At 72.9% G+C, this 13,023-nt stretch carries 10 protein-coding genes; 8 read left to right on the top strand and 2 right to left on the bottom strand.

The features are described 5' to 3' along the window. The first annotated feature begins 78 nt into the window (after positions 1–78). The 3 genes from QK440_RS19260 to QK440_RS19250 are packed head-to-tail and all read left to right on the top strand — an operon-like array spanning position 79 to position 4,833. Positions 79–3,711 carry a type I restriction endonuclease gene (locus tag QK440_RS19260; RefSeq protein WP_282794375.1) on the top strand — a complete coding sequence of 1,211 codons (3,633 nt, stop codon included), beginning with the start codon at positions 79–81 and terminating at the stop codon, positions 3,709–3,711. 51 nt (positions 3,712–3,762) lie between these two features. Further along, a complete protein-coding gene (locus QK440_RS19255) occupies positions 3,763–4,497 on the top strand; it encodes a YgjP-like metallopeptidase domain-containing protein (RefSeq protein ID WP_282794374.1) in 735 nt (244 codons plus the stop codon). A 57-nt stretch (positions 4,498–4,554) separates the two neighbouring features. After that, positions 4,555–4,833, top strand: a complete 279-nt coding sequence (locus tag QK440_RS19250) for a DUF397 domain-containing protein (protein ID WP_282794373.1) — start codon at positions 4,555–4,557, stop codon at positions 4,831–4,833. A gap of 33 nt (positions 4,834–4,866) precedes the next feature. Here the strand turns inward: QK440_RS19250 and QK440_RS19245 are convergent, their stop codons facing one another. Then, positions 4,867–5,838, bottom strand: coding sequence for an NADP-dependent oxidoreductase (locus QK440_RS19245; protein ID WP_282794372.1), 972 nt, complete (start codon positions 5,836–5,838; stop codon positions 4,867–4,869). 94 nt (positions 5,839–5,932) lie between these two features. Here QK440_RS19245 and QK440_RS19240 point away from each other — a divergent pair, with 94 nt between their 5' ends. Next, positions 5,933–7,042, top strand: a complete 1,110-nt coding sequence (locus tag QK440_RS19240; RefSeq protein ID WP_282794371.1) for a helix-turn-helix domain-containing protein — start codon at positions 5,933–5,935, stop codon at positions 7,040–7,042. Here QK440_RS19240 and QK440_RS19235 read toward each other — a convergent pair. Beyond that, positions 7,012–7,350: a DUF427 domain-containing protein gene (locus QK440_RS19235; RefSeq protein WP_282794370.1), complete on the bottom strand. Its 339-nt coding sequence runs from the start codon at positions 7,348–7,350 to the stop codon at positions 7,012–7,014. The two genes, QK440_RS19240 and QK440_RS19235, sit on opposite strands and share 31 nt — an antisense overlap. 162 nt (positions 7,351–7,512) lie before the next feature. Here QK440_RS19235 and QK440_RS19230 point away from each other — a divergent pair, with 162 nt between their 5' ends. The 4 genes from QK440_RS19230 (at position 7,513) to ligA (ending at position 12,142) form a co-directional block, all read left to right on the top strand. Then, positions 7,513–8,052, top strand: a complete 540-nt coding sequence (locus QK440_RS19230; RefSeq protein ID WP_282794369.1) for a TIGR00730 family Rossman fold protein — start codon at positions 7,513–7,515, stop codon at positions 8,050–8,052. 142 nt (positions 8,053–8,194) lie between these two features. Further along, complete coding sequence (locus tag QK440_RS19225; RefSeq protein ID WP_282794368.1) at positions 8,195–8,884, top strand: SDR family oxidoreductase; 690 nt, start codon at positions 8,195–8,197, stop codon at positions 8,882–8,884. Positions 8,885–8,892: 8 nt separating this feature from the next. Next, complete coding sequence (locus QK440_RS19220; RefSeq protein WP_282794367.1) at positions 8,893–9,927, top strand: methionine synthase; 1,035 nt, start codon at positions 8,893–8,895, stop codon at positions 9,925–9,927. Positions 9,928–9,958: 31 nt separating this feature from the next. Then, positions 9,959–12,142 (top strand): NAD-dependent DNA ligase LigA, encoded by a 2,184-nt coding sequence (gene ligA / locus QK440_RS19215; protein ID WP_282794366.1) that lies wholly within the window; start codon positions 9,959–9,961, stop codon positions 12,140–12,142. Positions 12,143–13,023 lie beyond the last annotated feature (881 nt).

Raw genomic sequence — 13,023 nt, 5'->3', positions numbered from 1 at the left:
CGAGTACAGTTGTGCGCATGCCACGTCGTGGAGAGGCGGGGCGGTCGTGACGGTGCGGCAACGGGCGGGAGTTCGGCAGTGGGGCGGCAAGGGCGTCGGGTACTACCGGAGTACGAGAAGACCGAGCGGCCGCTGATCAAGCAGCTCGTCGACCTCGGCTGGGAGCACCTGGAAGGCGCACCACCCGGCGCACCGGCCACCGACCCGCGCGCCTCCGAACGGGAGTCGTTCGCCGAAGCCGTCTACCCGGAGCGGTTCAAGGCGGCCGTCGCCCGGATCAACCCCGGCCCGGACGGACGCCCCTGGCTCGACGGCGCCCAGCTCGACGCGTTGCTCGACCTTGTCCTCGGGACCGTACGAGGGCCGGGCCACGCCAAGCCCGGAGTCGGCGGGAACCTCCAGGTGACCCGGCTCCTGCGCGACGGCGTCAAGGCCCGCACCCTGCCCGGCCGGGAGGAGGGCGACCCCGAGTTCGTACGGCTCGTGGACTGGGACGGTGAGCACCCCGCCGCTCCCGGTGACGCGGACGGGAACGACTGGCTGGCCGTCTCGCAGTTCCGGGTCGAGCGAGCGGGGGCGGGGACGGTCACCCCTGACCTCGTCCTCTTCGTCAACGGGCTGCCGTGGGTCGTCATCGAGTGCAAAGCCCCGTTGGACGGGCGGAACGGCAGCGGGAACAGCGACAGCAGGGCCGCCCTGGACGCCGCCGTCGCCCAGGTGTGGGGGTACGCGGGCGTGTACGCGCCCGCCCCCGTCACCGCCTTCACCCGCTTCGCCCAGGTCCTGGTCGCCACCGACCGGGACCACGCCGAAGTGGGCACGGTCACCGCCGAGCCCGAGTACTTCGGTCCGTGGCGCACCACGGCCCCCGCGCCCGCCGACGGCTGCGACACACGCATGGCGGTGCTCGTCTCGGGGATGCTGACGCCAAGCCATCTGCTGTCTCTCGTACGCGACTTCACCACTGATCGGCTCCAGGGTGGTCGCACGGTCAAGGTCATCGGGCGCTACCAGCAGTTCCGGGCCGTCACCGCGCTCGCCCGCAGGCTGCGGGAGCGCCACCGGGCCATCGCCTCCGGGCACACCCCGAACCCGCGCGGCGGTGTCGTCTGGCACACCCAGGGCTCCGGCAAGAGCCTCACCATGGCCTTCCTCGTACGCCACCTGAGGAGCGATCCCGAGCTGCGGACGCACAAGGTCGTCGTGGTGACCGACCGGCGCGACCTGGAGAAGCAGATCCGGGGCTCGCTGGCCGCCGCCGAGGAGGCGATCTACCGTTCCACCACCGTGAGGGACGCCCGCGAGAAGCTGGCCGTCGACGTTCCCGATGTCGTCCTCGTCATGCTGCAGAAGGCGAAGAAGGACGACAGCGCCGACGACGGCAGCGAGGAGACCCTCGGCGAGGGCGTCGATGAACCGGTGAACCTGCACAACGTGCCCGCCAACGAGAGTTCCCGCGTGGTCGTCCTCGTCGACGAGGCCCACCGAGGACACGAGGGCTGGCAGCACGCCCGGCTGCGCGCGCTGCTGCCGAACGCCGTCTTCATCGGCTTCACCGGCACGCCGATCATCGATGACGCGCGCAAGCAGACCGAGGAGATCTTCGGGACCTTCGCCGACACCTACACGCTGCGCGACGCCGAGGAGGACCGCGCGGTCGTCCCCGTGCGCTACGAGGCGTGGGACGTGCCGTTGAAGGTCATCGAGCAGGCCGCCCTCGACGCCCGCTTCGACGAGGAGGTGCCGAGCGACCCGGAGCGGCGGCGGCGCGTGCTGTGGAGGTTCGCCCGGCGCAAGGAGATCCAGGAGGCCGAGACCGTCATCGCGGCCAAGGCCGAGCACATGCTGCGCCACTGGGCCGTGAACGCCCTGCCCGACCGCTTCGCCGCCCAGGTTGTCGCCGTCTCCCGGCTTGCCGCCGTCCGCTACCGCACGGCCGTGCTCGCCGCCCGCGACCGCCTGGTCGCCCAGCTGGACGCCCTCGACCCCGTACTCGTACACGATCCGAACGCCGCCCTGAACGCGGACGCCGAGACGCTCGAACTGCTCACCATCTACCCGCACCGCGAGCTGCTGCGGTCCGTCGACGCGGCCGTGGTCATCTCCGAGCGGTCCGCGACCAGCCCCGGTAGCGACCCGGACAGCTGGCGACGCTGGAAGCTCAAGTCCCGCCAGGACGCGTACGTCGAGCGCTTCCTGCGCGGGCTTGGCGACCCCCTGGCCGCGGCGGCCGACCCCGCGTGGCAGGCCGACCCGCACGGCGGGCCGGGCCAGGGGTTTGGGAGCGGCGCGGGTGGCACCGAGGAGTGGCACACCGACGGCGGCGACGGCGCCGCGGACGCGGAGCGCGGCACGGAGGAGAGGGCTGACGAGGGCGATCCGCTGGCCTTCCTCGTCGTCCAGTCGATGCTGCTCACCGGCTTCGACGCACCCGTCGAGCAGGTCCTCTACCTCGACCGCGCCATCAGCGGCGTGAACCTCCTCCAGGCCGTCGCCCGCACCAACCGGCCCTACCGGAACAAGAGATGGGGCCTCGTCGTCGACTACGCCGGAATCGGCGCGGGCCTGGCCCGGCTCCTGCGCGACTACGACCAGCGGCACCTGCGCGAGGTGTACGGATACGAGCGGGTCGACGCCGACCACCTCGACCGCGAGGACGGCGGAGCGTTCCCGCAGGAGCAGCCCACCCGCGACGGGCTCCTGCTCCAGGCCGACGCCGCCGCCGAACGGCTCCTCACCGACCTCCACATCGACCTGGCGCGGTTCCTGGAGGGCCACGGCCTCGCCGCATACGACGCGCGCGGCATCCTCACGCTCGACGACGAAGCCCGCCGCGAGGACCTGCTCGACGCCCTGCGCGACCCGATTGCGCGCGGCGAGTTCGACGAACGCGTCCGCGACTTCCTCACTGCGCTCGGGGCCGTGCTGCCCCGGCCCTCCGCGCTGCCGTACGAGCGGCTTGCGGGGTGCCTCGGTCAGGTCCAGTACGACGTACGTCGCCGCTACCTCGACGGCCGCGACGAGTTCAGCCCGCGCCGCTACGGCGCCAAGGTCCGGCAGCTCATCGCCCGCCACCTCCAGGCGGACGGGGCGGAGCTGCGTGTTCCGCGGGTCGACCTGAGCGACCCGGACTTCATGGAGCGCGTCAACGCCAATACCGACGCACGGGCCCGGATCGCCTACATGGAAAGCTCCCTGCGCACGCGCATCACCGCGCGCCTCGCCACGGACCGGACCACGTACGACAAGTTCAGCGAACGTCTGGAAGAGATCGTGCGGCGCATGCGGCAGGACAGCGAGCAGGCCGCGGCGGACCTGGCCCGGCTGGTCGGCGACGTCAACGACGCGGAGGCCGAGGCGGGGAGCGCGGATGCGGCTGCCGGGCTCGACCCCCTGACCGAGGGGCCGGTGTTCCGGGCACTGGCCAGGGCGATGGAGGAAGCGGGGATGCTGCCGCTGCCGGCGGACCAGGACCTGCACCCTGTCGCTCGCGTGATCACCGCCGAGATGGCCGACCTGGTGAGCAACCCATCCTTCGCCACCGACGCCGCTACTCGCAACAACGCGCGCAGAACCCTGCGCCTCAAGGTGGAGTACTACCTCGACATGGAGTGGGAGCGGACCGCCGACATCGCGGCTGAGCTGGTGGAACTGGCCGGGGCCCGGCGTGGCGACTTCCTCCGGCGCAGTGACGGAGGGCCCCGGACGTAGCCACGCCCCCGCATGCCGGGCCCTGTCAGTGCCGAGTGGTACGAATACGGCGTGAACGCCAGTGTGGAGTCGGCCATCGCCGCCCTGCCGCTGCCCGCCGAGTGGCAGTGGCAGGTGGTCGTGCGCCCCCGGCGGCGGACCCTCGGCATCGAGGTCGCCGAGGACGGCGCACTGCTCTTCGCCGTCCCCGCCGACGCCGAGCCCGCCGCCGTCGCCGACGCCGTGCGTGCGCGCCTGCCCCGCCTGGCCGCCGAGGTGCGGCGGCGCGAGACGAGAGCGGGGCCGCCCGTGAAGGAGTTGGTCAGCGGAGCCAGCTTCGCCTACCTCGGTCGCCGCTATCGACTCCGCGTGCTCCCTGACGGCGGTGCCCGGAAGGTCCGGCTCCAACACGGCTGGCTGGAGCTACCCAGAACGGGAACCCGACCGGAGGGAGCGCAACTGCTCACGGACTGGTACCAGACCCGGGGCAGCCGCTGGCTGACCGCTCGCGCGATCCCTCTTGCCATGCGGGCCGGGGTCCGTCCGGCAGCGGTGGAAGCGCGCGAGCTGGGCGAGCGCTGGGGGTTGTGCCGCTCCGACGGGCGTATCGCGCTGCACTGGGCTCTCATGCAGTTGCCCCCGGCCCTCCTTGATGTGGTGCTCGTCCACGAGCTTGTGCACCTGAAGACCGGCGGGCATGGCGCTGCCTTCCGACGAGCGATGAGAGTGGCTCTGCCGGACGTCGAGGTCCTGGAGCGACTCTTTGCGGAGGCGGAGCCGACCCTGTGGCGGGGTGCTGTGGGTTGAGAGCTTGGCGGGTGGATCTTTCTTTCCCGAGGCGCCGGCCTTTGTGAGACTTCCCCTATGCCCTCGGCTCGCACTACGTTGGACGCATCTGGAACTCCTGAGAACCTCGACTGGACCCGTGCCGTGCCAGAAGGCGATGCCGGGTCCAGCCCTTGGATCGAAATCGCCTTCGGCCCTGACAGTGCGGTGTCCCTGCGTGAAACCAGCGATCCTGACACCGTCAACTCCACGACACGAAAGAAGTGGGATGCCTTCGTGCTCGGTGCGCGGACGGGCGATTTCGATCACTTTCTGATCGGCGACAGCCCATGCCGCCAGCTTGTCCCACTGACCTGAGAAGGGTCACTCCGCGCTGCCCGAGGCGGTGAGTCAGGCCACCTGGAGCACGATCTTGCCCTGGGTGCGGCCGCGCTCCCCGTAGGCGTGGGCCTCGGACGCGTTCTCCAGGGGCAGCACCTTGTCGATCTCCGCCCGCAGCCTGCCCTCCTGGACCAGGCGGGCGATCTCCAGCATCCCGTGGCGGTCGGGCTCCACGACCGTCCAGCCCGTGTGCACCCCGAGGGCCTTCGCGCGGGCCGGGTCCGGGAGGCCGCCCGGGTCCGGCAGGGTGACCAGGTGGCCGCCGGGGCGCAGTACCGGCAGGGAGCGGGTGCCGTACGCGCCGCCCACCCCGTCCAGGACGACGTCCACGTCCCGCACCGCCTCGGCGAAGTCCGTCGCCGTGTAGTCGATCAGCTCGTCGGTGCCCAGGCCCCGCAGGAAGTCGTGCTTGTCCGCCCGCGCCGTGCCGATGACGTACGCGCCGTGCGCCTTCGCGATCTGTACGGCGAGGTGGCCGACGCCGCCCGCGGCCGCGTGGACCAGCACCCGCTGCCCGGCGCGCAGCCCCGCCGTCTCGATCAGGCCCTGCCAGGCCGTCAGCGCGGCCAGCGGCAGCGCGGCCGCCTCCACGTGGCCGATGCCTGCGGGCTTCGCCGCGAAGCGCCGCGCCGGGGCGGTGACGTACTCGGCGTAGCCGCCCGCCTGCTCCGGGAAGCGGGGCATGCCGAAGACCTCGTCGCCGGGCTGGAAGAGGGTCACCCCGGGGCCCACCGCCTCGACGGTCCCGGAGACGTCGTACCCGAGGATCGGCACCTCGCCCCAGGTACCGAACTCACCCACGGCCCGCGTCTTCCAGTCGACCGGGTTCACGCCCGCCGCGTGCACCCTGACCAGGATCTCGGTGAGGCCGGGCTCGGGCCGGTCCACCTCCACCGGGACCAGGACGTCGGGGGCGCCCCACGCGCGCGGGCTGACGGCGCGCATGGTCGGGCGGGGGGAGGGGGTGCTGGTGGAGCTCATTGATCGTGTCCTTTCCTGTGAGCGATCACCAGGGTGCGCCTGCCCGCCCGACCGTGGTGCTGGCAGTTTGGCCATCATGTGACAGGATCTGGCCATGAGCTCCACCGTCACGTCCGCAGCGCCGATCACGAGGGACTCGCGGGTCACACCGGCCACGCTGGACGCCCCAGCCGCACCGGTCGCCCCGCCGGTCGCACCGGCCCCCTCCCGCCCCCACCGCGTAGCGGTCCTCGCCCTCGACGACGCCTACTCCTTCGAACTGGGCATCCCCTCCCGCGTCTTCGGCAACGCCGAGGACGCGGCGGGGCGGCCGCTGTACGAGGTCGTCGTGTGCACCGCGGACGGGCGGCCCGTGCGGACCGACGCGGGCTTCTCCGTGGCCGTCGAGCACGGGCCCGAGGCCCTGGAGACGGCGGACACGGTGGTGATCCCGCCCGCGGGCCCCTGCGACAAGGCCTCGCCGGACGACGGGCTGCCGGAGCCGCTGGCCGCCGCGCTCGGCCGGGTGCGGCCGGGCACGCGCCTGGTGTCGTTCTGCAGCGCCTCGTTCGTGCTGGCCGCCGCCGGTCTCCTGGACGGGCGGCCCGCGACCACGCACTGGCAGGTCGCGGACCACTTCCGGCGGGCGTTCCCGCGGGTGCGGCTCGACGAGGACGTGCTGTTCGTCGACGACGGGGACGTCCTCACGTCGGCGGGCGTGGCCGCGGGCGTCGACCTGTGCCTGCACCTCGTACGCCGCGACCACGGCAGCGCCGTCGCCAACCACGTGGCCCGGCGCTGCGTCGTACCGCCGTGGCGCGACGGCGGCCAGGCGCAGTACATCGAGCGGCCCGTCCCCGAGCCGACGGTCGCCACCACCGCGCCCACGCGCGCGTGGGCGCTCGAACGGCTCCAGGAGCCGCTGACGCTCGGCGAGATGGCCGCGCACGCGCGGATGAGCCTGCGCACGTTCACGCGGCGGTTCCGCGACGAGGTGGGCACCACGCCGGGCCGCTGGCTCACCGCCCAGCGCATCGAGGTCGCCCGTCACCTCCTGGAGACCAGCGACCTGCCCGTCGACCTGGTGGCGCACCGCGCCGGCTTCGGCACCGCCAACTCCCTGCGCCAGCACATGCGGTCCGTGCTGGGCGTGTCACCGGCGGCGTACCGCAGGACGTTCACGGGCGCCGCCCGTCAGGCGCCGGCCACCTCCTCCACCTCGTAGAAGCACAGGTGGTCCTTGATCGCGGCCACCTCCGGCTTCGGCTCCGGGTACGCCCACACCTGGTCCCGCCCGCCCGGCAGCGACCAGTAGGAGGCCGTTCCCTTGAAGGGGCAGTACGTGTGCGTGTCCGACCGGGTGAGCAGGTCGGTACGGACGTCCTGGGGCGGGAGGTAGTAGCGCACCGGGCAGCCCGTCTCGCGCAGCACCAGGGGGCGCCTGCTCTCGGCCACGAGCTGCCCGTCGTGCTCCACGCGCACGTGCTGGGTGCCCTGCTCGACGGTGATGCGGTGTCCTGCGGTCACGGTCACGTCCTCCGGTCGGGATGTCGGTCCTGCTGGCCCTGTGCTGTGCTGTGCTGTGCCTTCCCCGTACCCCCTACAGCGGACGCGGCCCGGCTCTTCTTCCCGCCGGGTCGCGGCGGGGTCCCGGCGGCCACCGGGGATGTCGGTGGCGGCCCGTACGGTGGGCCCATGAACATCTGCGTCTTCCTCTCCGCCGCCGACCTGCCCGAGACCTACACCCGCCCCGCCCGCGAGTTCGCCGAGCTGCTCGGCAAGGGCGGCCACACGCTGGTGTGGGGCGGCTCCGACGTGGGCCTGATGAAGGTCGTCGCGGACGGCGTGCAGCAGGCGGGCGGGCGCCTGTGCGGCGTCTCGGTGGACTTCCTGGCCGCCAAGGCCCGGCCCGGCGTGGACGACATGGTGATCGCGAAGGACCTCGCCGAGCGTAAGGCGCTGCTCCTGGAGAAGGCCGACGCGATCGTGATCATGGTCGGCGGCACGGGGACGCTCGACGAGGCCACGGACATCCTGGAGCTGAAGAAGCACGGCCGGACGGCCAAGCCGGTGGTGCTGCTCAACACGGCGGGGTTCTACGACGGCCTGAAGGAGCAGTTCCGCCGGATGGAGGACGAGGGCTTCCTGCCGGTGCCCCTGACCGACCTGGTCTTCTTCGCGGAGGAGCCGGTCGGCGCGCTGGCGTACCTGGAGGAGTCGCTGGGGGTGAACTGACGCGCGGGGGCGCGCGGGGCCGCCGCGAGCGGCGCGGGAGCCCGGCCGCGCACCCGGCCGGGGTACGGCCGCCGCCGCGCCCCCGGCCGCGTACCCCCGGCTCGGCTCCGGGCGCGCGCGGCCGGAATGCGACCATAAGCGCATGGCAACTCATGTGATCACCGGGGCGGGCTCCGGCATCGGTGCCGCCGTCGCCCGCCGGCTCCACGCGCGCGGGGACGCCCTCGTGCTGCACGCGCGCGACGCGGGCCGCGCCAAGGAGCTCGCCGCCGAGTTCCCCGGCGCGAGCACCCTCGTCGGCGACCTGGACGACCCGGACAAGCTCTCCTGGGCCTTCTCCCACCAGACGCTCCCGGACCGCGTGGACTCCCTGCTGCACGTCGCGGGCGTCGTCGACCTCGGACCGGTCGGCGAGCTGACCCCCAAGTCCTGGCGCCACCAGCTCAACGTGAACCTGATCGCGCCCGCCGAGCTGACCCGGCACTTCCTGCCGCAGCTCCGCGCCGCCCAGGGCCACGTCGTCTTCGTGAACTCCGGCGCCGGGATGCGCGCCCACGCCGACTGGTCCGCGTACGCCGCCTCCAAGCACGGCCTGAAGGCCCTCGCCGACTCCCTGCGCGACGAGGAGCACGCCAACGGCGTCCGCGTCACCTCCGTGTACCCGGGCCGCACCGCGAGCCCGATGCAGGTCAAGGTCCACCAGCAGGAGGGCAAGGAGTACGACGCCGGGAAGTTCATCGACCCCGAGTCCGTGGCGACGACCATCCTGATGGCCCTCGACCTGCCGCGCGACGCCGAGGTCAACGACCTGACGGTGCGGCCCGGGCGGTGAGCGCGGCGGTGACCGACAACAAGCCCGCAGGCACCGGCGGCGCCTGGGACTGGGGCCGCGCCACCGGCGTCGGCTCGATGCCCGGCGGCGACGCCCGCGAGGCCGCCAAGACCGTCACCGGCACCTTCGCGGAGCCCGGCGCGGGGATGCCGCACCTTGCGGAGCTGCCCGCGCGCGGGCCCGGCGCCGACATGATCGGCCGTACCACCGGGATGCTCGTCGAGCTCTACGCGCGCGTGGAGCCCAGCGGCTGGCGCGTCGGCGACCGGCCCGGCCGGGACACCCGGCGCGCGGTGGCGTGGCTCGGCGAGGACCTGGACGCCCTGGAGGAGTTCACCCAGGGGTACGAGGGCCCGCTGAAGGTGCAGGTCGTCGGCCCGTGGACGCTGGCCGCCGCCCTGGAGCTGAGGAACGGCGAGGCGATGCTCTCCGACCCCGGCGCCTGCCGGGACCTGACCGGGTCCCTCGCCGAGGGCCTCCGCGCCCACCTGGCGCAGGTCCGCAGGCGGGTGCCGGGCGCGCGGCTCGTGCTCCAGCTCGACGAGCCGTCGCTGACCGCCGTGCTGCGCGGCCGGATCAGGACCGCGAGCCAGTACCGCACCCACCGCGCCGTGGACCGCCAGGTCGTGGAGAGCGCGCTGCGCGACGTCATGGCCGTCCACGACGGCCCGGTGGTCGTGCACTCCTGCGCGCCCGACGTGCCGTTCGCCCTGTTGCGCAGGGCCGGCGCGGACGGTCTGTCGTTCGACTTCTCGCTCCTCACCGAGCGTGACGACGAGGTGCTCGGCGAGGCCGTCGAGGCCGGGGCCAAGCTGTTCGCCGGTGTCGTACCGGGCACCGAGGGCCCATTGTCAGACCCTGCCGGTAGCGTCATGGGTGTCAGGACGCTGTGGCGCAGGCTGGGGCTGAATCCGGGGTTGCTCGCGGACACGGTCGCGGTCACGCCGTCGTGCGGTCTCGCGGGCGCTTCGCCCGCATATGCCCGCGCGGCGCTCGCGCACTGCGTCCGGGCGGCAAGATCGCTTGCGGACAACCCTGAGTGACTGGGTCCGAAGGTAACGGGAGGACGAAACGGTGGCTGTCGAACAGGAAGGCACGGTGCCGGCCGAGGCGCGCGAGCGCCACGCCCAGCTCGCCGAGCAGATCGAGGAGCACCGCTTCCGGTACTACGTGAAGGACCAGCCGGTCATCAGCGACGCGGAGTTCGACAAGCTCCTGCGCGCGCTCGAGGCCCTGGAGGAGGAGTACTCCGAGCTGCGCACGCCGGACTCGCCGACCCAGAAGGTCGCCGGTTCGTACGAGACGGAGTTCACCTCCGTCGAGCACCGCGAGCGCATGCTCTCCCTGGACAACGCCTTCGACGACGAGGAGCTGGCCGCCTGGGCCGAGCGCGTCGCCAAGGAGGTGGGCAGCAGCGCGTACCACTTCCTGTGCGAGCTGAAGGTCGACGGCCTCGCGGTGAACCTGACGTACGAGCACGGCAGGCTCACCCGCGCGGCCACCCGCGGCGACGGCCGCACCGGCGAGGACATCACGCCGAACGTCCGCACCATCGCCGACGTCCCCGACCGCCTCAAGGGCGACCGCATCCCCGCCCTCGTGGAGATTCGCGGCGAGGTCTTCTTCCCCATGGAGAAGTTCCAGGAGCTCAACGCACGCCTGGTCGAGGCGGGCGACAAGCCCTTCGCCAACCCGCGCAACGCCGCGGCGGGTTCGCTGCGCCAGAAGGACCCGCGCGTCACCGCGACGCGCCCGCTGCACATGGTGGTGCACGGCATCGGCGCCCGCGAGGGCTTCGACATCGACCGCCTCTCCCAGGCGTACGACCTGCTGCGCGAGTGGGGGCTGCCCACGGCCCGGCACAACAAGGTCGTCGAAGGCCTCGACGCCGTCCGGGAGTTCATCACGTACTTCGGCGACAACCGCCACTCCGTGGAGCACGAGATCGACGGCGTCGTCGTCAAGCTGGACGAGATCCCGCTCCAGGGCCGCCTCGGCTCCACCTCCCGCGCCCCGCGCTGGGCCATCGCCTGGAAGTACGCGCCGGAGGAGGTCAACACCAAGCTGGTCGACATCAGGGTCGGCGTCGGCCGCACCGGCCGCGTCACGCCCTACGCGGTGGTGGAGCCGGTCACCGTCGCGGGCTCGGAGGTCGAGTTCGCCACGCTGCACAACCAGGAGGTGGTCAAGGCCAAGGGCGTCCTCATCGGCGACACCGTCGTCATCCGCAAGGCGGGCGACGTCATCCCCGAGATCCTCGGCCCCGTCGTCGACCTGCGCGACGGCAGCGAGCGCGAGTTCGTGATGCCCGCCGAGTGCCCCGAGTGCGGGACGGCGCTGCGCCCCATGAAGGAGGGCGACATCGACCTGCGCTGCCCGAACGGCCGCACCTGCCCCGCGCAGCTCCGGGAGCGGCTGTTCTACCTGGCGGGACGCAAGAGCTTCGACATCGAGCACTTCGGCTACGTCGCCGCCGCGGCCCTGACCAAGCCGCTGGAGCCCGCCGAGCCGCCGCTGACGGACGAGGGCGACCTCTTCGACCTCACCGTCGAGCAGCTCCTCCCGATCAAGGCGTACGTACTCGACCAGGACACGGGCCTGCCCAAGCGCGACCCGGAGACGGGCGAGGAGAAGGTCGCCACGGTCTTCGCCAACCAGGAGGGCGGCGCGCGGAAGAACGCGCTCGCGATGCTGGAGAACATCGCGGCCGCCAAGGAGCGCCCCCTGGCCCGCGTGCTCACCGGCCTGTCGATCCGCCACGTCGGCCCGGTCGCGGCGGAGGCGCTGGCCCGGGAGTTCCGGTCCATCGACCGCATCGACCAGGCGAGCGAGGAGGAGCTGAAGAACACCGACGGGGTCGGGCCGATCGTCGCGAAGTCCGTGAAGGAGTGGTTCGCCGAGGACTGGCACCGCGAGATCATCCGCAAGTGGCGCGCCGCCGGTGTCCGCATGGAGGAGGGCGACGGCTCCGCGGACGAGGGGCCCCGCCCGCTCGAAGGCCTCACCGTGGTCGTCACCGGAACGCTCCAGAACCACACGCGGGATGGCGCGAAAGAGGCGCTCCAGAGCCGTGGAGCCAAAGTCACCGGTTCCGTTTCGAAGAAGACGGGATTTGTCGTCGTGGGCGACAACCCCGGTTCGAAGTACGACAAGGCCGTGCAGCTGAAGGTTCCGGTCCTGGACGAGGACGGCTTCGCGGTGCTGCTCGAACAGGGGGCGGACGCCGCCCGGGACGTCGCACTTCCGACCGAAGAATAGCGGTTGAAGACCACCCGTTCAGCGCATATCAGATGCATACGGGTGGCCGGGTCGCATTCGGGCAACCGTAGACGACCGCTGCCCGTGACAGCCCTCTGCGGCCTACTGTTGAGGTGTGCGCCTGCCGTGCCCCGCTGCCGATGGGGTACCCCCCTGCTCGTGTCGTGGAGAGCCGGGGAAGGGTTTTCAGACGCGGCTGTCAGGACCTGAAGTCCGCGTGGCGTGGGCACCGCCGGCTGTGAGAGGGACGGGAATGGAACCGACCGAGAGCGTCGCCCCGGACTCATGGCTGCGGTCGCGCCTGCGGCGCGGACTCGGCGCGTGGCGGTGCCGCCGCGCCGCCGGGCCCGCCGCGGGCGCCGGCGGCGGCGAGACGGCCGCCGGGGCCGCGCAGGTCGCGCCGTTCCGTCCCCGCGAGCGGGCGTGGACCACCGCGGGCGGTGTGCTCGACGACGGCGCCCCGACCCCCTGGGGGGCGGGTCCCGGCTGCGGAACGGGCGTTTTCGGCCCGGTCGGCGCCGCACAGGGGGGAGCAACGGGCGCACGGGGTACGGCAGTTGGTGAAGGGCCGGACGCGGGATCGCGGGGTACGTCCGGGCGGGGCGGCAGAGGTCACCAAGCGGGAGGCCCGGCGGAGGCTGGTGTGACGGCGAGTGCCGAGGACGCGCGGCGGAGTGCGGCAAGTGGTGCCGCGACCCCTTCCCCCGTGCGGAACGTGGTGGGTCCCCCCGTGCGGGACGTGGCGGGCGGCGCGGTCGGTACCGGCGGCGTGCCCGCGGGCCGGAGCGGACCGGGCGGCCCGCCCGGTGCCCCGGGCGCGGCGGGAGCCGCCACCGGACCGTCGGCGGCGAGCGGCGCGGGCGGGCCCGACGGCGCCCGGG

The sequence above is a fragment of the Streptomyces sp. CC224B genome, from assembly GCF_030010595.1.
Taxonomy (GTDB): domain Bacteria; phylum Actinomycetota; class Actinomycetes; order Streptomycetales; family Streptomycetaceae; genus Streptomyces; species Streptomyces longispororuber.
This window is presented reverse-complemented; position numbering and strand designations above follow the sequence as displayed.

Bases quoted from the DNA above. Each gene is read 5' to 3' on its own strand.
- QK440_RS19250 (WP_282794373.1), top strand. From the start codon at position 4,555: ATGCCCTCGGCTCGCACTACGTTGGACGCATCTGGAACTCCTGAGAAC.
- QK440_RS19245 (WP_282794372.1), bottom strand. From the start codon at position 5,838: ATGAGCTCCACCAGCACCCCCTCCCCCCGCCCGACCATGCGCGCCGTC.
- QK440_RS19240 (WP_282794371.1), top strand. From the start codon at position 5,933: ATGAGCTCCACCGTCACGTCCGCAGCGCCGATCACGAGGGACTCGCGG.
- QK440_RS19230 (WP_282794369.1), top strand. From the start codon at position 7,513: ATGAACATCTGCGTCTTCCTCTCCGCCGCCGACCTGCCCGAGACCTAC.
- QK440_RS19225 (WP_282794368.1), top strand. From the start codon at position 8,195: ATGGCAACTCATGTGATCACCGGGGCGGGCTCCGGCATCGGTGCCGCC.